At 67.7% G+C, this 20,381-nt stretch carries 16 protein-coding genes; 8 read left to right on the plus strand and 8 right to left on the minus strand.

Annotated elements, in window-relative coordinates; translation table 11 throughout:
- Positions 1-320: 320 nt before the first annotated feature.
- From QZM72_RS33840 to QZM72_RS33855, 4 genes are all read right to left on the minus strand, one after another.
- Positions 321-797, minus strand: coding sequence for a DNA-deoxyinosine glycosylase (locus QZM72_RS33840; RefSeq protein WP_089468089.1), 477 nt, complete (start codon positions 795-797; stop codon positions 321-323).
- Positions 797-1,393 (minus strand): chorismate lyase, encoded by a 597-nt coding sequence (locus tag QZM72_RS33845; protein ID WP_089468259.1) that lies wholly within the window; start codon positions 1,391-1,393, stop codon positions 797-799. The genes QZM72_RS33840 and QZM72_RS33845 overlap by 1 nt, the downstream gene beginning before the upstream one ends.
- A gap of 8 nt (positions 1,394-1,401) precedes the next feature.
- Entirely contained in the window at positions 1,402-3,300 is a 1,899-nt protein-coding gene (gene htpG / locus QZM72_RS33850; protein WP_301740275.1) for a molecular chaperone HtpG, read from the minus strand.
- 184 nt (positions 3,301-3,484) lie between these two features.
- On the minus strand, positions 3,485-4,945 hold the full coding sequence (locus tag QZM72_RS33855) for a PLP-dependent aminotransferase family protein (protein WP_301740276.1): 1,461 nt from the start codon (positions 4,943-4,945) through the stop codon (positions 3,485-3,487).
- A gap of 228 nt (positions 4,946-5,173) precedes the next feature.
- Here QZM72_RS33855 and QZM72_RS33860 point away from each other — a divergent pair, with 228 nt between their 5' ends.
- The 7 genes from QZM72_RS33860 to QZM72_RS33890 all read left to right on the plus strand — a co-directional run bounded on the left by QZM72_RS33860 (position 5,174) and on the right by QZM72_RS33890 (position 13,538).
- Complete coding sequence (locus tag QZM72_RS33860; protein ID WP_301740277.1) at positions 5,174-5,866, plus strand: VOC family protein; 693 nt, start codon at positions 5,174-5,176, stop codon at positions 5,864-5,866.
- Between the two features lie 53 nt (positions 5,867-5,919).
- Entirely contained in the window at positions 5,920-6,828 is a 909-nt protein-coding gene (locus QZM72_RS33865) for a DMT family transporter (protein ID WP_301740278.1), read from the plus strand.
- 165 nt (positions 6,829-6,993) lie between these two features.
- A complete protein-coding gene (locus QZM72_RS33870) occupies positions 6,994-8,175 on the plus strand; it encodes a PLP-dependent aminotransferase family protein (protein ID WP_089468094.1) in 1,182 nt (393 codons plus the stop codon).
- Positions 8,176-8,218: 43 nt separating this feature from the next.
- Positions 8,219-8,677: a RidA family protein gene (locus tag QZM72_RS33875; protein ID WP_006478174.1), complete on the plus strand. Its 459-nt coding sequence runs from the start codon at positions 8,219-8,221 to the stop codon at positions 8,675-8,677.
- Positions 8,678-8,690: 13 nt separating this feature from the next.
- Positions 8,691-9,575 carry a PhzF family phenazine biosynthesis protein gene (locus tag QZM72_RS33880; protein ID WP_301740279.1) on the plus strand — a complete coding sequence of 295 codons (885 nt, stop codon included), beginning with the start codon at positions 8,691-8,693 and terminating at the stop codon, positions 9,573-9,575.
- 216 nt (positions 9,576-9,791) lie between these two features.
- Positions 9,792-12,131, plus strand: coding sequence for an EAL domain-containing protein (locus QZM72_RS33885; RefSeq protein WP_089468260.1), 2,340 nt, complete (start codon positions 9,792-9,794; stop codon positions 12,129-12,131).
- A 201-nt stretch (positions 12,132-12,332) separates the two neighbouring features.
- Complete coding sequence (locus QZM72_RS33890; protein WP_301740280.1) at positions 12,333-13,538, plus strand: chromate transporter; 1,206 nt, start codon at positions 12,333-12,335, stop codon at positions 13,536-13,538.
- A gap of 45 nt (positions 13,539-13,583) precedes the next feature.
- On the opposite strand, the gene QZM72_RS33895 is transcribed toward QZM72_RS33890, so the two are convergent.
- Entirely contained in the window at positions 13,584-14,030 is a 447-nt protein-coding gene (locus QZM72_RS33895; protein WP_089468262.1) for a multidrug/biocide efflux PACE transporter, read from the minus strand.
- A gap of 112 nt (positions 14,031-14,142) precedes the next feature.
- On the opposite strand from QZM72_RS33895, the gene QZM72_RS33900 reads away from it, so the two are divergent.
- The gene (locus QZM72_RS33900; RefSeq protein WP_089468097.1) at positions 14,143-15,027 is read left to right on the plus strand and encodes a LysR family transcriptional regulator; all 885 of its coding nucleotides are present in this window, start codon (positions 14,143-14,145) and stop codon (positions 15,025-15,027) included.
- 52 nt (positions 15,028-15,079) lie between these two features.
- On the opposite strand, the gene QZM72_RS33905 is transcribed toward QZM72_RS33900, so the two are convergent.
- The 3 genes from QZM72_RS33905 to parE all read right to left on the minus strand — a co-directional run bounded on the left by QZM72_RS33905 (position 15,080) and on the right by parE (position 20,333).
- On the minus strand, positions 15,080-15,538 hold the full coding sequence (locus tag QZM72_RS33905) for a CopD family protein (RefSeq protein ID WP_089468098.1): 459 nt from the start codon (positions 15,536-15,538) through the stop codon (positions 15,080-15,082).
- Between the two features lie 263 nt (positions 15,539-15,801).
- The gene (gene parC / locus QZM72_RS33910; RefSeq protein WP_089468099.1) at positions 15,802-18,123 is read right to left on the minus strand and encodes a DNA topoisomerase IV subunit A; all 2,322 of its coding nucleotides are present in this window, start codon (positions 18,121-18,123) and stop codon (positions 15,802-15,804) included.
- A 227-nt stretch (positions 18,124-18,350) separates the two neighbouring features.
- The gene (gene parE, locus QZM72_RS33915; RefSeq protein ID WP_050017499.1) at positions 18,351-20,333 is read right to left on the minus strand and encodes a DNA topoisomerase IV subunit B; all 1,983 of its coding nucleotides are present in this window, start codon (positions 20,331-20,333) and stop codon (positions 18,351-18,353) included.
- Positions 20,334-20,381 lie beyond the last annotated feature (48 nt).

Genomic DNA, 20,381 nt, shown 5'->3' on the forward strand with positions numbered 1-20,381 from the left:
CGGTCCGCATTCGACTGGAAATCAGCAATGAATCAGTTTGCTATCCTGTTCGGAGAGCGATTTATGCAGGCGCGTGGGTAACACGTTGTTCAACCGCCTCGCCCACAAAAATGCGGACAGGTTCGATAACCTCGCACGCATCGGAAAACTCAAACCCTTTCCGGCGAACCGCGGCGAATTCGAGCATCTGCTCGGCCTTGCTCGAACCTTGCGCGATACCGTCACAAGCAGTAGCGGAATGGCGACGGAGAGCCACTACTCGACCACCTGCTGCCGTCCACCTGATCCTGCTTCTCGGGACACTCTGAATCCAACGAGTTTCAAGGACGTATCCCGCGCCAAAGCACCAGCTTCTGCTCGAACGACAGCATTGCATTCGCCGGGCTCGACGAAGGCAACACGAGCGTCTCGTACCCGGCCTGGCCGATCACGTCGGCGAACCGCCCCGCCGTCTTGCCGTTGAAGCACACGCGCTTGAGCAACGGCGCATGCGCGCGCAGCGAATCGAAGTCGTTCGGCTTCGCATTCCTGATCGCGGAATCGAGACTGCCCTGCCGATGGCATGCATCGAGCACATCCCAGATGCCGATGCCGTGCGACAGCACGCGCGCAAGCCGCGCATCGTACGGCAGCTCATGCAGCGACGGCTCGCCGAGCACCGCGCCGAGCAGCCGCCAGAACTGGTTGCGCGGATGCGCGTAGTACTGCGCGGCGTCGAGCGACGCCTCGCCCGGAAAGCTGCCGAGGATCATCGTGTGCGTGTTCGGCGCGACGACCGGCGGAAAGCCCTGCAACATCACGCGTCTCCGTGCGACCCGACCGATCGCGGCCCGTCGCCGTGCGCGGCGAGATGGCGCCACAGCGTCGGCAGCATGCACTCGGTGACCATCAGCGGCTTGCCGTGACGCTGGAACACCGAGCGCCGCGCGGCAAACGCGTGCGGCGCGCGCGCGCCCTGCAATGCATGGCTCGCGAGCGCATACAGCGGATGACCGGCGATCACGCGCCGGCTCACGAGCGCCGAGCGCTCGACCTGCGGATCGCTGTACAGCAGCTCCGCGAGCGGCCGCGTGCGCAGCCGCCGCATCGCCTGCCACACGCCCTTGCTGGCCGCGAGCGGCGCGATGCTGTGCGCGGCGACGTACGGCGTGCCGTCGACCGACAGGATCACCTCGCGCACCCACATCGGCGCGCGTGGCGAACTCGCGAGCGCGTCGGGCTCGTCGAACCACGGCGCGTCGACGGCCTCGCGCGTCACGCGCACGGTCACGCGGCCCAGCCGCGCGAGGTGCGCGGTCAGCGATCCGCCGCGCGTCAGCCAGTCGCGCTGGTCGAGCGTGCAGCCAGGCCGCGGCGTCTCGCGCCAGCCGGCCTGCGCGCCGTCGAATCGCATGCGCGCGTTCACGCGGCCCGCGACAGCAGCAGCGCGTTGGTCCGCTTCACGAAGCTCGCCGGATCGTCGAGCATGCCGCCTTCGGCCAGCAGCGCCTGATCGAACAGCAGATGGCACCAGTCGCCGAAATCGGCGCTGTCGGCGTTCAGTTGTTTCACGAGCGCGTGCTCCGGGTTGATCTCGAGGATCGGCTGCATCGCCGGCGCGTTCTGGCCGGCCGCCTTCAGCATCCGCTGCAGGTAGCCGCTCATGTCGTTGTCGTCCGCGACGAGACACGACGGCGAATCGGTCAAGCGGAACGTGACGCGCACTTCCTTCACCTTGTCGCCGAGCGCTTCCTTCATCTTCTCGACGACCGGCTTGATCGCCTCGCCGGCCTGCTCCTGCGCCTTCTTCTCCTCGTCGTTCAGCTCGCCGAGATCGAGATCGCCGCGGGCCACGCTCGCGAGCGGCTTGCCGTCGAATTCGTGCAGGAACGACAGCATCCATTCGTCGACGCGATCGGTCAGCAACAGCACCTCGACGCCCTTCTTGCGGAACACTTCCAGATGCGGGCTGTTCTTCGCGGCCTGCCACGTATCGGCGGTCACGTAGTAGATCTTGCTCTGCTCGGGCTTCATGCGCGACACGTAGTCGGCGAGCGACACGTCCTGCGCGTCGGTGTCGCCGTGCGTCGACGCGAAGCGCAGCAGCTTCGCGATGCGCTCGCGGTTCGCGTGATCCTCGCCGAGGCCTTCCTTCAGCACCTGGCCGAACGCGCCCCAGAACGTCTTGTACTTGTCCTTGCCGGCATCGTCTTCCGCGTTCGCGAGTTCCTCGAGCATCGACAGCGCGCGCTTGGTCACGCCTTCGCGGATCGCCTTCACGTCGCGGCTTTCCTGCAGGATCTCGCGCGACACGTTCAGCGGCAGGTCGGCCGAATCGACGACGCCCTTCACGAAGCGCAGGTATTGCGGCAGCAGTTGCTCGGCGTCGTCCATGATGAACACGCGCTTCACGTACAGCTTCAGGCCGCCGCGATAATCGCGGTTCCACAGGTCGAACGGCGCGTGCGCCGGCACGAACAGCAGTTGCGTGTATTCGCTGCGGCCCTCGACGCGGTTGTGCGTCCACGTGAGCGGATCCTGATGATCGTGCGCGATGTGCTGGTAGAACTGCGTGTACTGCTCGTCGGTGACGTCGCTCTTCGAACGCGTCCACAGCGCGCTCGCCTGGTTGACGGTTTCGTCCTCGTCCTTCAGGACCATCTCGCCCTTTTCCTGATCCCACTCTTCCTTGCGCATCAGGATCGGCAGCGCGATGTGGTCGGAATACTTCTGGATGATCGACTTCAGGCGGTGCGACGACAGCAGGTCGTCCTCGCCTTCGCGCAGGTGCAGCGTGATCGTCGTGCCGCGCTGCGCGCGCTCGATCGCGTCGATCGTGAAATCGCCCTCGCCCGCGCTTTCCCAGCGCACGGCCTCGTTCGCCGGCAGGCCGGCGCGGCGCGTTTCGACGGTGATCTTGTCGGCCACGATGAAGCCCGAGTAGAAGCCGACGCCGAACTGGCCGATCAGCGCCGCATCCTTCTGCTGGTCGCCCGACAGCTTCGTGAAGAATTCCTTGGTGCCCGAACGCGCGATCGTGCCGAGGTTCGCGATCGCCTCGTCGCGGCTCATGCCGATGCCGTTGTCGTCGATCGTGATCGTGCGCGCGGCCTTGTCGTAGCCGATGCGGATGCGCAGGTTCGGATCGTTCTCGTACAGCGCGCTGTCCGCGAGCCCTTCGAAACGCAGCTTGTCGGCCGCGTCGGACGCATTCGACACCAGTTCGCGCAGGAAGATTTCCTTGTTGCTGTAGAGCGAATGGATCATCAGGTGGAGGAGTTGCTTGACCTCTGCCTGAAAGCTCATCGTTTCGTGTGCCATGGATGCTGTTTCCTCTTACTTGAACTGAAAGGGGGGCGCCGGCGCCCGGCGCGCGATGCCGGCGGACCCGCGAAGGACGGCCCGTTTGGGACGGCCCGTTCGGGACGACCGCCTGGCGCAGGCGATTTGCGCGCGTATCTGGGGACGGCGCGCGGCATTTCAAGAGCCGGCGTGCCGCGCCGCGTCACGACGCGCGCCGCGCCGCCGAGTCGATATAGCGTGCCAGCAGCCCGGGCAGCGCCGGATCGCCGCAATTCGCGACGTTGAAGCGCATCCACGTGGACGGCGATTGCTGCGGCGAGAACAGGCTGCCCGGCGTCAGCAGGAAGCCGGCTTCGTGCGCGACCGCCGCGAGCGCGTCCGAATCGACGCCCGTGTCGGCCCACAGGAACATCCCGGCCGCCGGCATCGTGAAAAGCCCGAGCCCCGTGCGCTCGAGCATCCGCGCGGTCTTGTCGCGCACGCCGTCGAGCCGCGCGCGCAGCCGCTCCACGTGACGCCGGTAATGGCCTTCGGTCAGAATCTTGTACAGCACGCGCTCGTTGAGCTCGGGCGTGGTCATCCCGACCAGCATTTTCTGGTCGGTGACCGCCTTCGCGATCTCCGGCGCGCAGGCCACGTAGCCGACCCGCAGGTTCGCCGCGAGCGTCTTCGAATAGCTGCCGAGATAGATCACGCGCTTCAACTGGTCGAGGCTCGCGAGGCGCGTGGCCGGATAGCTCGGCGGGCACAGGTCGCCGTACACGTCGTCCTCGACGACGAGGAAATCGTACGCCTCCGCGAGCTTCAGGATCCGGAACGCCTGCGCGGCCGACAGCGACGTGCCGGTCGGGTTCTGCAGCACCGAGTTGATCACGAGCATCTTCGGCCGCCACATCTGCACCAGGGTTTCGAGCGCGTCGAGGTCGGGACCGTCGGGCGTATACGGCATCCCGACGAGCTGCGCGCCCTGCGCGGCGAACCGGCCGAACATCTGGAACCACGCGGGATCGCCGACGATCACCGCATCGCCCGGGCGCATGTAGAGCCGCGAGATCAGGTCGATCGCCTGCGTGATGCCGGAAACCAGCACGATCTGTTCGGGCTTCGCGCCGATCTCGACTTCGGCGAGGCGCGTCTGCAGTTGCTGGCGCAGCGGCAGGAAGCCCTGCGCGGTGCCGAAGCCGAGCATCTGCGCGCCCGACTGGCGCCCAAGGGCGCGCAACGCGCCGGTGATCAACTCGCCGTCGAGCCAGCGGCCCGGCAGGTAGCCGAGCCCCGGGCCCTTCTCCGGGCTGACCGTGTGCAGCATGTTGCGCAGCAGCCAGACGACGTCGATCGTGTTGTGCACGGGCGCGGCCTCGGCCGTGCGCGCGACGCCGTCGGCCGGCTGCGGGCCGGCGCCCGTGCGCTCGCGCACGTAGAAGCCGGAACCGCGCCGCGAGTCGAGGTAGCCCTGCGCGACGAGGCGCTCGTAGGCCTCGACGACGGTGAAGCGCGACACGCTCTTGTCGAGCGCGAGCTTGCGGATCGACGGCATGCGCATGCCGGGACGGAACACGCGTTCGTCGATACGCCGCCGCGCCCACTGGACCAACTGGTCGACGAGCGTGAGCGTGGCCGTGTCGTGCGGCGCGGGAATCTGGGCGAGTGGGACGGTGGACATGGGCGGCAGCTCCAACTGTACCGAAGGCTATCGCGCCGATTGTACCGTTACTGTGCCGGTCGCGCCGATTACAGTTGTCCGGAATGGCGATCGTGCCCGCCGTTGCGGCTGCGCCGCACGGTGCGCTGCGCCCGCCGGCCCGCGTCGCGGCCGGTGCGCCGGCCGGTCCGGCCCCCGCTCGACCCGTCGCCCGCCTACCATGACACTTTCGCTTCCCGACCGACGCTCATGCCAGCCCGCTCCCTGACACTCGATCATCTCGTGATTGCCGCGCGCACCCTCGACGAAGGCGTGCGCCATGTCGCCGACGCGCTCGGCATCGAACCGGCCGGCGGCGGCCGCCACCCGCTGATGCGGACCCACAATGCACTGTTCGGCGCGTGGGGCGGGCTCTACCTCGAAGTGATCGCGATCGACCCCGACGCGCCCGCGCCGGGCGACGCTGCGGAGCCGCCGCGCGCGCGGCTGTTCGGGCTCGACGATCCGGCGATCCACGCGCGACTCGCGCGAGGCCCGTTTCTCGCGCACTGGGTCGCGCGCGTCGACCGCCCGCGCCGGCTTGCGCTGTGGCAGCGCCAGTACCCGGCCCGCATCGCGCCGGTCGTCGCGATGCGGCGCGGTGACCTGAGCTGGGGCCTCACGGTGCCCGACGACGGCAGCTTCCCCGCGTGGCAGGGTGCGGGCGACGGCCTCGTGCCGTCGCTGATCCAGTGGGACAGCCCGCGCCATCCGGCCGAATCGCTGCCGAACGACGGCGTCGCGCTGAAAACGTTCAAGGGTGTCCACCCGCGTGCGGATACGATCCGCGAGCAGCTCGACTGGCTCGGCGCCGCTCACCTGCTCGCCGTCGAATCCACCGACGGGCCGCCGGCGCTCGTCGCCGAATTCGACACGCCGCACGGCGCGCGCACGCTGCGCTGAGCGCTCCGCCGCCTGCCATTCCACACACCCGGCAATACGGAGACACCCAGCCCATGAATTCGCGCGAAACCCGGGGCATGCTGCTCGGCCTCATCGGCGTGATGATCTTCAGCCTGACGCTCCCGATGACGCGGATCGTCGTATCCGAACTCAATCCGCTGCTCAACGGGCTCGGCCGCGCGCTCGCCGCCGCCGTGCCGGCCGGCCTGCTGTTGTGGTCGCGCCGCGAGCCGCTGCCGACCCGCGCGCAACTGAAAAGCCTCGCGATCACGTCGGCCGGCGTGATCATCGCGTATCCGGTTTTTTCCGCGTGGGCGATGAAGAGTGTGCCGGCCTCGCACGGCGCGGTGGTCAACGGGCTGCAACCGCTGTTCGTCGCGCTGTACGCGGCATGGCTGTCGCACGAACGGCCGTCGAAGGCGTTCTGGGCCAGCGCGGTGGCCGGCAGCGCGCTCGTGATCGCGTTTGCGCTGCGCGACGGCGGCGGCGCCGTGCAGGCCGGCGACGCGCTGATGCTCGTCGCGGTCGGCATCGGCGCGCTCGGCTATGCGGAAGGCGCGCGCCTCGCGCGCCAGATCGGCGGCTGGCAGGTGATCTGCTGGGCGCTCGTCGTGTCGGCGCCGTTCCTCGTGCTGCCGGTCGGCTGGCTCGCATGGATGCAGCACGCGGCGCATCCGGGCCCGCTCGCGCCGCGCACGTGGCTCGCGTTCGGCTACGTGACCCTCTTTTCGCAATTCATCGGCTTCTTCGCGTGGTACGCGGGGCTCGCGATGGGCGGCACCGCACGCGTCGGCCAGGTGCAACTGCTGCAGATCTTCTTCACGATCGCCTTTTCCGCGCTGCTGTTCGGCGAAACGGTCACGTCGTCGACGTGGCTGTTCGCGGCCGCGGTGATCGCGACCGTGGTGCTCGGGCGCCGCTCGGCGGTGGCCACGGCGCCGCGCGCCGCTCGCGCCGGCTGATGAGGTGCGCCATAATGAACGTTTTGCCTGATCGGTTTTGCCTGACTGGCCGTGCTTACCCAGCCGTGAAGGCTTCATCGTGCCGGCACTGCCCACCCGGCGGCGTCGAAGCGATGCGCCCGAACGACCTTTCTTGACTGACCACGATATCCGAACGAGGAGACTATGAATCCGAACGACCTGCATCCGCCGCACTGGCAGCTTTCCGAACGCGCCCGCAAGCTGACGAGCTCCGCGATCCGCGAGATCCTGAAGGTCACGGAACGCCCCGAGGTCATCTCGTTCGCCGGCGGCCTGCCCGCCCCCGCGACGTTCCCGGCGGAACGCATGCGCGCCGCCGCCGACCGCGTGCTGCGCGACGCGCCGGCCGCCGCGCTCCAGTACAGCGCGACCGAAGGCTACCTGCCGCTGCGCGAATGGATCGCCGAGCGCTACAGCGTGCGCGTGTCGCAGGTGCTGATCACGACCGGCTCGCAGCAGGCGCTCGACCTGCTCGGCAAGGCGCTGATCGACCCGAACAGCCCGATCCTCGTCGAAACGCCGACCTACCTCGGCGCGCTGCAATCGTTCTCGTTGTACGAACCGCGCTACGTGCAGGTGCCCACCGACGAGCAGGGCCTGCTGCCGGAAGGTCTTACGCCTGAACTCACGCAAGGCGCGCGCCTGCTGTACGCGCAGCCGAACTTCCAGAACCCGACCGGCCGCCGCCTGCCCGTCGAGCGCCGCCGCGCGCTCGCCGCGTTCGCGCAATCGAGCCCGTTCCCGGTGCTGGAGGACGATCCGTACGGCGCGCTGAACTATCAGGGCGAGCCGCTGCCGACGATGCTGTCGATGGCGCCCGACCACGTCGTGCACCTCGGCACGTTCTCGAAGGTGCTCGCGCCGGGCCTGCGGATCGGCTACATCATCGCGCCCGAGGAACTCCACTTCAAGCTCGTGCAGGCCAAGCAGGCCACCGACCTGCACACGCCGACGCTCACCCAGCGCATCGCGCACGAAGTGATCAAGGACGGCTTCCTCGACGAGCACATCCCGACGATCCGCGAGCTGTACAGCGCGCAGTGCGACGCGATGCTCGGCGCGCTCGCGCGCCACATGCCGGAAGGCGTCACGTGGAATCGCCCGGAAGGCGGGATGTTCATCTGGGTGAACCTGCCCGCGCAGATCGACAGCATGAAGCTGCTCGCCGCGGCCGTCGACAACCACGTCGCCTTCGTGCCGGGCGCGCCGTTCTTCGCGGAGAACGCGCAGCAGAACACGCTGCGCCTGTCGTTCGTGACGGTGCCGCCCGAGAAGATCGAGGAAGGCGTCGCGCGCCTCGGCAAGCTGCTGCGCGAGCGCCTCTGATCCCCTTTTTCCCTGTCACGACTCTCTACGAGGAATCGAACGCATGGCTAACGTCTACGACAAACTGAAGTCGCTCGGCATCGAGCTCCCGACCGCCGGCGCACCGGCCGCGGCCTACGTGATGAGCGCGCAAAGCGGCAACACGGTCTACCTGTCGGGCCACATCGCGAAGAAGGACGGCAAGGTCTGGGCCGGCAAGCTCGGCGCCGATCTGCAAACGGAAGACGGCAAGGCCGCCGCCCGCTCGATCGCGATCGACTTGCTCGCGACGCTGCACGCGCACACCGGCGACCTGAACAAGGTCACGCGCATCGTCAAGCTGATGAGCCTCGTCAACTCGACGCTCGACTTCACCGAACAGCACGTCGTGACGAACGGCGCGTCGGAGCTGATCGCCGAAGTGTTCGGCGACGCGGGCAAGCATGCGCGCTCGGCGTTCGGCGTCGCGCAGATCCCGCTCGGCGCGTGCGTCGAGATCGAACTGATCGCCGAAGTCGCGTAACGGGCGCCGCGCGATGCCCGGGCGTCTCGTTCGTTTCAAGCAGGTCGACGTGTTCACGTCGGTGCCGTTCAAGGGCAATCCGCTCGCGGTGGTGTTCGACGCCGATTCGCTCGGCGACGACGCGATGCGCGAGATCGCCCGCTGGACGAACCTGTCGGAAACGACGTTCCTCTGCACGCCGACCGATCCGCAAGCCGATTACCGCGTGCGGATCTTCACGACGGGCGGCGAACTGCCGTTCGCCGGCCACCCGACGCTCGGCACCGCGCATGCGTTCCTGGAAAGCGGCGCGCGGCCGCGCACGCCGGGCCGGCTGATCCAGCAGTGCGGGGTCGGCCGCGTCGCGCTGCGCGAGCAGGCCGACGGCTGGGCGTTCGCCGCGCCGCCGGCACGCGTCACGCCGCTCGACCGTTCGGACTACGCGGCACTGGCCGCCGCGCTGCGCAGCGACGCGCTCGACCTGGACGCCGAGCCGTGCGCGGTGGACAACGGCGCGCCGTGGCTGGTCGTACGGCTGAAGTCGGCCGACGCGTGCATCGGCCTGTCGCCCGATCCGGCCGCGCTGGCGGCGCTGACCCACCGCTACGGCGTGGATGGCCTCGCCGCCTACGCGCCGCATGCCGAAGGCGGCCCGGCGACGTTCGAGGTCCGCTGCCTGATGACGGGCGGCCAGTTCGGCACGCCCGGCGAGGATCCCGTCACCGGCAGCGCGAACGCCGCGCTGGCCGGGCTGCTGACGCGGCAGGAACGCCGCCCCGGCCCGTCGTATACGGCCCGCCAGGGCACGGCGATCGGCCGCGACGGCCGCATCTTCGTCAGCTACGACGCAGACGGCACGACGTGGATCGGCGGCCACGTCGTCACGGTCGTCGACGGCACGTTCCGGTCGCCCGACTGACGTTTCGCGATGTGCGATGGCGCCGGCTCGTCCGGCGCCCCGCGCTTTGCCCAACTATCGCAAAAACGTTCCAGCCAGTAATATCGGGCCTAATCCGTTGTTTCGGAGGTCTGTCCATGGTTGCGCGTCCCGCGAACGAACAGACGTCGGGACAATCCGAACCCTAGTCGGCCATCCAGACGGATGGCGCACGCGAGCAGGACGCCGCCCTCTTCGATGAGCTCCGCCCGGTCCAACCACACGCCGCCGAACCGGCCGCTGCGCGCGCCGCGCAAATCGCGCCGGCGTGCGCTGTTTGCCATCCCGCTGCTCGGAATGCTGGCGCTCGCGCTGCTGTGGGCCGTGATCATCGCGCGGCTGTCCGTTGAAAAGGACAGTGCGTACAAGGAAGCGGCGGCTTCCGCGGCAATCCTGTCGTCCGCGCTCGAACAGCATACGGTCAAGGCGATCCACCAGGTCGACCAGATCACCCGCTTCGTCAAGTTCGAATTCGAGAAGTCGCCGGCGCGCTTCAATCTCGCGAGCGCCGTCGAGAAAGGCGTCGTGCCGAGCGACACGCTGATCCAGGTGTCGCTCGTCAACGCGAAGGGCATCCTGTTCGCGAACACCGCCGAAGCCCATCCGCAGCCGATCAACCTGTCCGACCGCGAGCACTTCAAGGTCCACCTCGCGCACAACGACGACCGTCTCTTCATCAGCAAGCCCGTGCTCGGCCGCGTGTCGAGCCACTGGACGCTGCAGATGACGCGGCGCCTGAACAATCCGGACGGCAGCTTCGCGGGCATCGTCGTGGTGTCGGAAGACCCGAGCTACTTCACGAACGATTTCTACAACAACGCGGCCATCGGCAAGGAAGGCGTGATCGCGGTCGTGTCCGACACGGGCGCGGTGCTTGCGCGGCGCACGGGCTCGGTCAGCAACGCGCCGGGCGCGTTTTCGGCGTCGGGCGTCTACCCGATCGCGGAGCGCGTGACGGGCACGATCATCGACCCGATCGACGGCGTGACGCGCATCGTGTCGTACCGCCACCTCGACGGCTACCCGCTCGCGGTGATGGTCGGGCTGTCGCAGACGGAAGAGTTCGCGGACTACACCCACACGCGCAACGTCTACCTGCTGATGACGAGCTTCATCACGCTCGCGATGCTCGCGTTCTTCGGCGTCGCGACAGGCCTGATCGGCAAGCTGCTCGGCCGCGAGCGCGAAATGACGCAGCTCGCCGAATACGACCTGCTCACCGGCCTCGCGAACCGCTATGCGACGCTCCGCGGGCTGCGCAACGACGTGTCGATGCCCGCGAGCCTGTCGCGGCTCGGCCTGCTGTTCATCGATCTCGACAACTTCAAGACCGTCAACGACACGCTCGGCCACAACGCCGGCGACATCGTGCTGCAGATGACCGCGTCGCGCCTGGCCGATGCGGTCGGCGACGAAGGCTCGCTCGCGCGCATCGGCGGCGACGAGTTCGTCGTCGTGATGAAGGGCGACGACGTCGAGCGGCGCGCGGTGCGGCTCGCCGAAGCGATCATTCAGATGTTCAGCGAGCCGTTCGACGTACGCGGCAGTTCGTTCGTGCTGCATGCGAGCATCGGCATCGCGCTGCATACCGTCGCGAACGAAAGCGAGATCGACCTGCTGAAAAAGGCCGATCTCGCGATGTACAGCGCGAAGGACGCCGGCAAGAACTGCTACCAGTTCTATGCGCCGCACCTGTCGCACCGCGCCGACCACCTGATGCGGTGGGAACAGCAATTGCGCGTCGCGCTCGCCGAGGGGCAACTCTTCCTCGCGTACCAGCCGAAGATCGACCTCGCGCACCGCACGATCACCGGCTTCGAGGCGCTCGCGCGCTGGGATCACCCCGAACACGGCGTGATCTCCGCGAACGAATTCATCTCGATCGCCGAATCGACCGGCCTGATCGTGCCGATCGGCGACTTCGTGATCCGCACCGCGTGCGAGCAGATCGCCCGCTGGCGCGACGAAGGCCACGACACGCTGACGCTCGCGGTCAACATCTCGCCCGTGCAGTTCTGGCGCGGCGACCTGATCGAGACGATCTCGCAGGCGCTGAAGGATACCGGCATCGACGCGAACCGGCTCGAGATCGAGATCACCGAAACCGCGATGATGGAATATCCGGAACTCGTGTCCGAGAAGATCGTCGCGCTGAAAAAGCTCGGCATCCGGATCGCGCTCGACGATTTCGGCACCGGCTATTCGTCGCTGTCGTACCTGCACCGCTTCTCCGTCGACACGCTGAAGGTCGACCGCTCGTTCGTGCAGGCGATTCCGACCGATCGCAGCGTGTGCGTGATGGTGTCGTCGATCGTGCATCTCGCGCGCTCGCTCGGGCTGACCGTCGTCGTCGAGGGCACCGAAACCGAGGAACAGATCACGTGGCTGTCCGCGCTCGGCGAAATCGAGGCGCAGGGTTTCCTGTTCTCGCGCCCTGTGCCGGCCGATGCGATTCCCGCGCTGATCGCACGCTTCGGCGTGCGCGGCGAGCATCCGAACGTCGTCGCGCATCGCGCGACCGGCAGCACGGGCGGCTGACCCGCACCGCTGCGGCCGCGGCGCGCGTTGCGCGCCGCCGCAATTGTTGCGTTTTCCGATCCGGTCGTTTAGTTCATTAACTAGCGTTTTCGCGCATGGCAGTGTCACGATGCGCGGCGGACAATCGGGAGGGCCGACATGTCGGCGGGCCGTCGGCACGGCCCTACGCGAGATATCCGGCCCTGCGCCAACCACACAATCATGACAACCGTCGAAGTCGAAGCGACCGCGCGTGTCGAAGCGGCACCGGCATCCCTATGGGCCTTGTTCAAGGTCGTCGCCAGCATTTCGGCCGTCTCGTGGGGCGGGCTTTCGATGATGGCGCAGCTCGAACGCCATTACGTGGAGCGGCTGCGGCGCATCGAGCCGCACGTCTTCGGCGATCTCGTCGCGCTCGCGTGGCTCGTGCCGGGCCCCGTCGGCTGCAATGTCGCCGTGCAGGTCGGCCAGACGCTGCATGGCCGTGCCGGCGCATGGATCGCCGGCATCGCGAGCGTGCTGCCGTTCTCGGTGCTGATGACGCTGTTCGCGATCTTCTATCAGACGCCGCTCGTCCGCTCGCTGGCCGCGCCGGTGCTGATCAATCACTTCGGGATGGTGCTCGCCGCGCTGATCGGCGTCACGTGGGTCAAGCAGTTGCGCTCGCTCGCGCGTACGCGGCTCGAACAGGCGATCGCCGCGCTATCGACGATTCTGCTTGCTTTCGCGCATGGTCCGGCCGCTTTCGTCGCGATTCTGCTCGCCGCGTTTGCAGCGGGCTGGCTGACGGGGCCGTCGCAACGCGATGCGATCGATTTCACGCTGTCCAAGCGCGATCGCGGCCTGCTCGTGCTGCTCGGTGTGCTCGTCGTGCTGTTCGCGATGCCGCTGCCCGGCAATTACCAGGCGGATCTGCTGTGGCCGCGCCTCGCGGGCGCCGGCATGACGCTGTTCGGCGGCGGTTTCTCCGCGCTGCCGGTGCTCAAGACGCTGTTCGTGTCGCCGGCGACCGGCATCTCCGATCACGACTTCACGCTGGCGTTCGCGCTGTCGCCGGTCGCGCCGGGGCCGTTGCTGAACGTCGTGCCGTTTCTCGGCTACCTGACCGACGGCTGGGTCGGTGCGCTGCTCGCCACCGCCGCGCTGTTCATTCCGTCGGGGTGCCTCGTCGTGTTCGCGCAGAACCATCTGTTCCGGCTCAAGCGCCATTCGCGCTTCGAGCACGGGATGCGCCTGCTGCGCGCGGCGACGACAGCCTTTCTCGTGGTCGCCGTCGTGAAGATCCTCCACCGCGAACCGGGCGACCCGGTTTACTGGCTGACGGGCGCGTTCGCGACGCTGTGCTTCACGCGCTTCAAGGTGCCCGTCTATGCCGTGTACGGCGTGGTCGCCGCCGTGTGCAGCGTGTGGCTGTGGGCGACGCACTGACGGGCCACGGCCGTCGCCCTGCGCGCCCCGCCCCGCCTTGACGCCTCAACCGGCCTGCACCGCGACCCGGCGCGCCATCCAGCGGGCGCGCAGCGCGTCGTACGCGAGGTTGAAGCAGAACGTGTAAGGCAGGAAGAACAGCACGATGCCGAGGTCGAGCAGCAGCGCCTCGACGAGGCTCACGTTCAACCACCACGCGGCCACCGGCACCACCATCGCGACGAGGCCGAGTTCGAACATCGCCGCGTGCGCGACCCGCATGCCGAGCGTGCGCGACAACCCGGCCCGCCGCTCGAAGCGGTCGAACAGCGTGTTGAACGTCATGTTCCACGCCATCGCGATCAACGACACCATCACCGTCAGCACGCCGACATGCGACACCGGCATGTCGAGCAGCCACGCGCCGATCGACGCGCACAGCGCGATCGCCACCAGTTCGAACGTCAGCGCGTGCAGCAGGCGTTCCGTCACCGTTTTATTCGTCTGTTTCATGATGCCCTCCAATGCATTGCTTGATCCATGGCGGCCATTTTGATCGGTAGAACCGTGCGAATCCAGTTTGATATCATCGGTTTTACCGATATAACGCTGCGAGGAGCCCCGCATGCATCACGCCCCCGAAGCCCTGCTCGCATTCGCCGAAGCGGCACTGCTCGGCTCGTTTACGGCCGCCGCCCGCAAGCTCGGCAAGCGTCAGTCGACCGTGTCGGAAGCGATCGCGAATCTCGAGATCGATCTCGGCGTGCAGTTGTTCGACCGCTCGACACGCACGCCGGCGCTCACCGATGCCGGCCGTGCGCTGCTGCCGCAGGTGCAGCGCGCGCTCGAGGCCAGCGCGGCGATCGACCGCACGGCCGCGCGGCTCGCGCACGGCGAGGAAGCGCGACTCACGCTCGTCGTGTCCGATACCTACCAGTCGAAGCGCTACGAGGAGACGTTGATGGCGCTCGAACGGCGCTTTCCGGCGCTCGAGCTCGAATGCCAGATCGCCGAGCACGACGACGTGCTCGACCTGATCCAGCAGGGCCGCGCGCAACTCGGGCTGATGGCCGCGCGCGCGGCCTACCCGGCCGATATCGGCGCGGCGACGGTGGCGGAGGAATCGGAGATCGGGCTGTTCGTCGGCCGCACGCACGCGCTCGCCGAATACGGCGACGCCGAGGTGCCGCACGCGGCGCTGCGCGACGTGCGCGAACTGCGCCTCAATACCTACGTGAAAACGGAAGGCCGCGGCACCGACGACCGGATCGTCGTCGGCACGCAGCACTGGCTCGCGCCGAGCTACCTGATGCTGCTGGAGATGGCCGTGCTGGGGTTCGGCTGGGCGGAACTGCCGCGCTGGATGGTCGAGCATTTCGCGCGCGACCGCCTGTGCGAGCTGCGTGCGCGCGGCTGGCCGCGCCGGGTGCGGGTGGATGCGGTCTGGTCGCGCAACCGGCCGCTCGGGCCGGCCGGCTCATGGCTGCTCGACGCGATGCTGGCCGCGTAGCGGCGCGTGCCGCCCCGGCCTGGAGCCGAGAACGAAGGACCGACGTCGCCGGTCAGAACCCGCGCGACAGCACGGCCGCGCCGATCGTGACGACGCCGAGCACGAGGTTCACGACGACGAGCAGGCGCACCGCATTCACCGCGCGGGCACCGTCCGGCCAGTTCTGCGCCTGGACCGCACGGCGAATCCGCGGGAACAGCGCGAAGCGGATGTGTCCGAAGATCAGCATCATCACGACGCCGAGCCCGGCCATCGCATGCAGCGACCACGTCGCGTGCGCACCGCCGAAGCTCATCAGCAGGAAGCCGCCGGTGAGCAGGATCACGATCACGGCCCCCGACACCCAGTTGAAGAAGCGGCCGAACACGCCTTCGATCAGCGGCAGCCGCAGTTGCGGCGACAGGTCGGACAGCGCGGGGCGCAGGCAGAAGTGTGCGAAGACCATCCCGCCCACCCACACGGCGACGGCCAGCAGGTGAAGAAACAGCGCGACGGCAACGGCGTGGGACATGGGGACGATCCTGTGATGAGTGGGGTGCAGCGAACGGCCGCGTCGCACGCGGCATCAAGCGACGTTCGACCCGCCAGTCGCGCGGCGGTTCGGACCCTCGACGCGATTTCACACTATTTTGCAAATTCCGCGTGACAGCGCCACGCTTGCTTACCCGAATCCCCGCATCGGAAAGAAAAAGCCGCACCCCCGCCGAAGCGGACGTGCGGCCTGCGATCGCGGCCGAACCGGACGATTCCGACGACCCGGCCAACGGCGCGGCGTCAACCGAGCAGCGGACGCAACTCGGTGACGACCTTGAGCTTCGTGTCCGGCGCGCGGCCCTTGCGGGCGCGCTTGCCGATGTGCGGCGCGAGCCCGGCATACGACAGCGTCTCGTCCTGCACCTTGCCGCCGCGGCCGGTGCCGATCAGCACGACGCCGGCCGGATCGATCGCCAGCGCCTGCACGAGCGTTTCCTTGTCGTCGAGCGCCATCAGGATCACGCCGCGCCCGCCGCCGGACAGCGTCTTCATCTCGTCCATCCCGAACACGAGCAAGCGCCCGCCGCTCGACAGGCAGGCGACCTGCGTCGCGTTCGGCAGCACCGGCATCGGCGCGAGCGGCACCGCGCCCGCGTCGATGGTCATGAACGACTTGCCGGCCTTCAGGCGGCTCACCATGTCGCCGACCTTCGCGAGGAAGCCGAAGCCGTTGCTCGACGCGAGCAGCAGTTGCTGGTCGGCCGGCGCCGCGTAGTAGTGCATCAGGTGCGAGCCCGATTCGAGCTCGATCAGCGATGTGACCGGCACGCCGTCGCCGCGCCCGCCCGGCAGCACCGACACGTCGACCGAATACACGCGGCCGCTGCTGCCCCACGCGATCAGGCGATCCGGCGTGCGGCACTGGAACGCCGCGTAGAGATGGTCGCCGGCCTTGAACGTGAAGCCGGCCGGGTCGAGCCCGTGGCCCTTCAGCGCGCGCACCCAGCCCTTCTGCGACACGACCACCGTCACCGGCTCGTCGACCACCTTCGCCTCGAACGTCGCGCGCTTTTCCTGCTGGATCAGCGTGCGGCGATCGTCGCCATACTGCTTCGCATCGGCCTCGATCTCCTTGATCATCAGCCGCTTCATCGCGCTTTCGTTCGCGAGCAGATCCTCGAGCTTCGCCTTCTCGTCGCGCAGCGCTTCGAGTTCCTTCTCGATCTTGATCTTCTCGAGCCGCGCGAGCTGGCGCAGGCGGATTTCGAGGATGTCCTCGGCCTGCCGCTCGCTCAAGCCGAACGCGCTCATCAGCGCGGCCTTCGGCTCGTCCGATTCGCGGATGATGCGGATCACCTCGTCGATGTTCAGGAAGACGATCATCCGCCCTTCGAGGATGTGAATGCGGTCGTCGACCTTCGCGAGACGGTGGCGGCAACGGCGCGTCATCGTCAGTTGGCGGAACTTCACCCACTCGTCGAGGATCGTCAGCAGGCCCTTCTGGCCCGGCCGGCCGTCGGCGCCGATCATCACGAGGTTCAGCGTCGCGTTCGATTCGAGGCTCGTGTACGCGAGCAGCGTGTTCACGAATTCCGTCTGGTCGATCGTGCGCGACTTCGGCTCGAACACGAGCCGCACCGCCGCTTCCTTGCCCGACTCGTCGCGCACCGCGTCGAGCAAGTCGAGCATCGCCTTCTTCGTGTTCAACTGCTCGGGCGTCAGCGTCTTCTTGCCGAGCTTGAGCTTCGGGTTGGTCAGTTCCTCGATTTCCTCGAGCACCTTCTGGCCCGACGTGCTCGGCGGCAGCTCGGTCACGACGAGCTGCCACTGGCCGCGCGCGAGATCCTCGATCTTCCATTTCGCCCGCACCTTCAGGCTGCCGCGGCCCGTTTCGTACGCCGCCGAGATTTCGGTATCGCTCGAGATGATCTGGCCGCCGCCGGGGAAATCCGGGCCGGGAATCAGGTTCATCAGCTCCGCGTGCGTGAGCTTCGGATTGCGGATCAGCGCGACCGCCGCGGCCGCGACCTCGCGCAGGTTGTGCGACGGGATTTCGGTGGCGAGGCCGACCGCGATGCCCGACGCGCCGTTCAGCAGCACGAACGGCATGCGGCTCGGCAGCGTCTTCGGCTCCTCGAACGAGCCGTCGTAGTTCGGCATGAAGTCGACCGTGCCCTGGTCGATCTCGTCGAGCAGCAGCTTCGCGATCGGCGTGAGACGCGCTTCCGTGTAACGCATCGCCGCCGCGCCGTCGCCGTCGCGCGAGCCGAAGTTGCCCTGCCCGTCGATCAGCGGATAGCGCAGCGAGAAATCCTGCGCGAGACGCACGAGCGCGTCGTACGCCGACTGGTCGCCGTGCGGATGGTATTTACCGAGCACGTCGCCGACCACGCGCGCCGATTTCACCGGCTTCGCGTCGGGCCCGAGGCCCATTTCGTTCATCGCGAACAGGATCCGGCGCTGCACCGGCTTCTGGCCGTCGCACACGTCGGGCAGCGCGCGGCTCTTCACGACGCTGACCGCGTAGCTGAGATACGCCTGCTCCGCGTAGTTGCCGAGCGTCAGCGCGTCGCTCTCGGGCGCGTCGGGGCTGGCAAAGAGATCGGAAGTATTGTCGTCCATCTGAATTCCGTATTCGTAAGTGGCGTGAGGCCGGGCCGGGGGTCATACCCGGCCGCGCGGAAAGCGGCGGTGCAGTGTTCGATGTCAAGCGGTGCTGATGCGCCAGCGGATTCGCGTTCGTGGCAAGAAGCAAACCGCGGCGATGCCAGACGCATCGCGAGGATTTGCGACGCCGCCACGGGCGCGAAGCCGCAGCGCATCAGTGCCGATTGGCGTCGAACACTGCACTAAATGTCCGCTTCGACGTCGTTGCCCTTTTCCTCGAGCCAGCCGCGCCGCGCGGCTGCCTCGCCCTTGCCCATCAGCATCGTCATCCGCGCGACGGTCGCCTCGTAGTCGAGCTCGCCGAGCTTCACCGGCATCAGGCGGCGCGTGTCGGGGTTCATCGTCGTGTCCCACAACTGCTCGGCGCTCATTTCGCCCAGGCCCTTGAAGCGGCTGATGCTCCACTGCGTGTCGCGCACGCCGTCCTTGCGCAGCTTGTCGAGGATCGCTTCGAGCTCGCCGTCGTCGAGCGCATAGAGCTTCTGCGCGGGTTTCTTGCCGCGCGCCGGCGCGTCGACGCGGAACAGCGGCGGGCGCGCGACGTACACGTGGCCGCGCTCGATCAGTTGCGGGAAATGCTTGAAGAACAGCGTGAGCAGCAGCACCTGGATGTGCGAGCCGTCGACGTCCGCGTCCGACAGGATGCAGATCTTGCCGTAGCGCAGGTTCGACACGTCGACGGTATCGTCGGGGCTGTGCGGATCGACGCCGATCGCGACCGAGATGTCGTGCACCTCGTTGTTCGCGAACAGGCGATCGCGTTCGGTTTCCCACGTGTTCAGCACCTTGCCGCGCAGCGGCAGGATCGCCTGGTACTCCTTGTCGCGGCCCATCTTCGCCGAGCCGCCCGCCGAGTCGCCCTCGACGAGGAACAGTTCGTTGCGCGCGATGTCTTCCGTCTCGCAATCGGTCAGCTTGCCCGGCAGCACCGCGACGCCCGAACTCTTGCGCTTCTCGACCTTCTGGCCGGCGCGCGTACGCGCCTGCGCCTGCTTGATCACGAGTTCGGCGAGTTTCTTGCCGTGCTCGACGTGCTGATTCAGCCACAGTTCGAGCGCCGGACGCGAGAACGACGACACGAGCTTCACCGCGTCGCGGCTGTTCAGCCGTTCCTTGATCTGCCCCTGGAACTGCGGATCGAGCACCTTCGCGGACAGCACGAACGACACGCGCGCGAACACGTCTTCCGCGAGCAGCTTCACGCCCTTCGGCTGCAGGTTGTGCAGTTCGACGAAGCTCTTCACCGCCTGGTAGAGACCGTCGCGCAGGCCCGACTCGTGCGTGCCGCCGGCCGGCGTCGGGATCAGGTTCACGTACGACTCGCGCACGAGCGACCCTTCCTCGCTCCATGCGACGACCCACGATGCACCCTCGCCTTCGGCGAAGGTTTCGTCGGTCGAACGCGCATCGGCGAAACGCTCGCCTTCGAACAGCGGAATCAGCAGCTCGCTGCCGTTCATTTCGTCGAGAAGGTAGCCGCGCAGGCCGTCTTCATACTTCCACGTCTGGCGCTCGCCCGTCTTTTCGTTGACGAGCACGACCTCGACACCCGGCAGCAGCACGGCCTTCGAGCGCAGCAGGCGCTGCAATTCGCCGAGCGGCAGGTTCGGCGAATCGAAGTATTTCGGATTCGGCCACACCTGCACGCGCGTGCCGGATTTTTTCTCGCCGCGGCCCGCGCCTTGCGTGGACAGCGGCTTCACGACGTCGCCGTCGGCGAAGCCGAGCTCGGCGATCTTGCCGTCGCGCCATACCGTCACGTCGAGACGCGTCGCAAGCGCGTTCGTGACCGACACGCCGACCCCGTGCAGGCCGCCCGAGAACGTATACGCGCCGCCGGCGGCCTTGTCGAACTTGCCGCCCGCATGCAGGCGCGTGAACACGATCTCGACGACCGGCACGCCCTCTTCGGGATGCATGCCGAACGGGATGCCGCGGCCGTCGTCTTCGACCGATACCGACTGGTCGGCGTGCAGCGTGACCGTGATCTGCTTGCCGTAGCCGCCGAGCGCCTCGTCGGACGCGTTGTCGATGACTTCCTGGATGATGTGCAGCGGATTCTCGGTACGGGTGTACATGCCGGGCCGCTGCTTGACCGGCTCGAGACCCTTGAGCACCTTGATCGATGCTTCGCTATAGGCCGCGCTGGGTTTCTTTGTTGACATAGGCGCTGAATTTCGTCATTCATCGGGACGTTGTCCACACCTCGTGTG

Source organism: Burkholderia sp. AU45388 (genome assembly GCF_030481585.1).
GTDB lineage: Bacteria > Pseudomonadota > Gammaproteobacteria > Burkholderiales > Burkholderiaceae > Burkholderia > Burkholderia sola.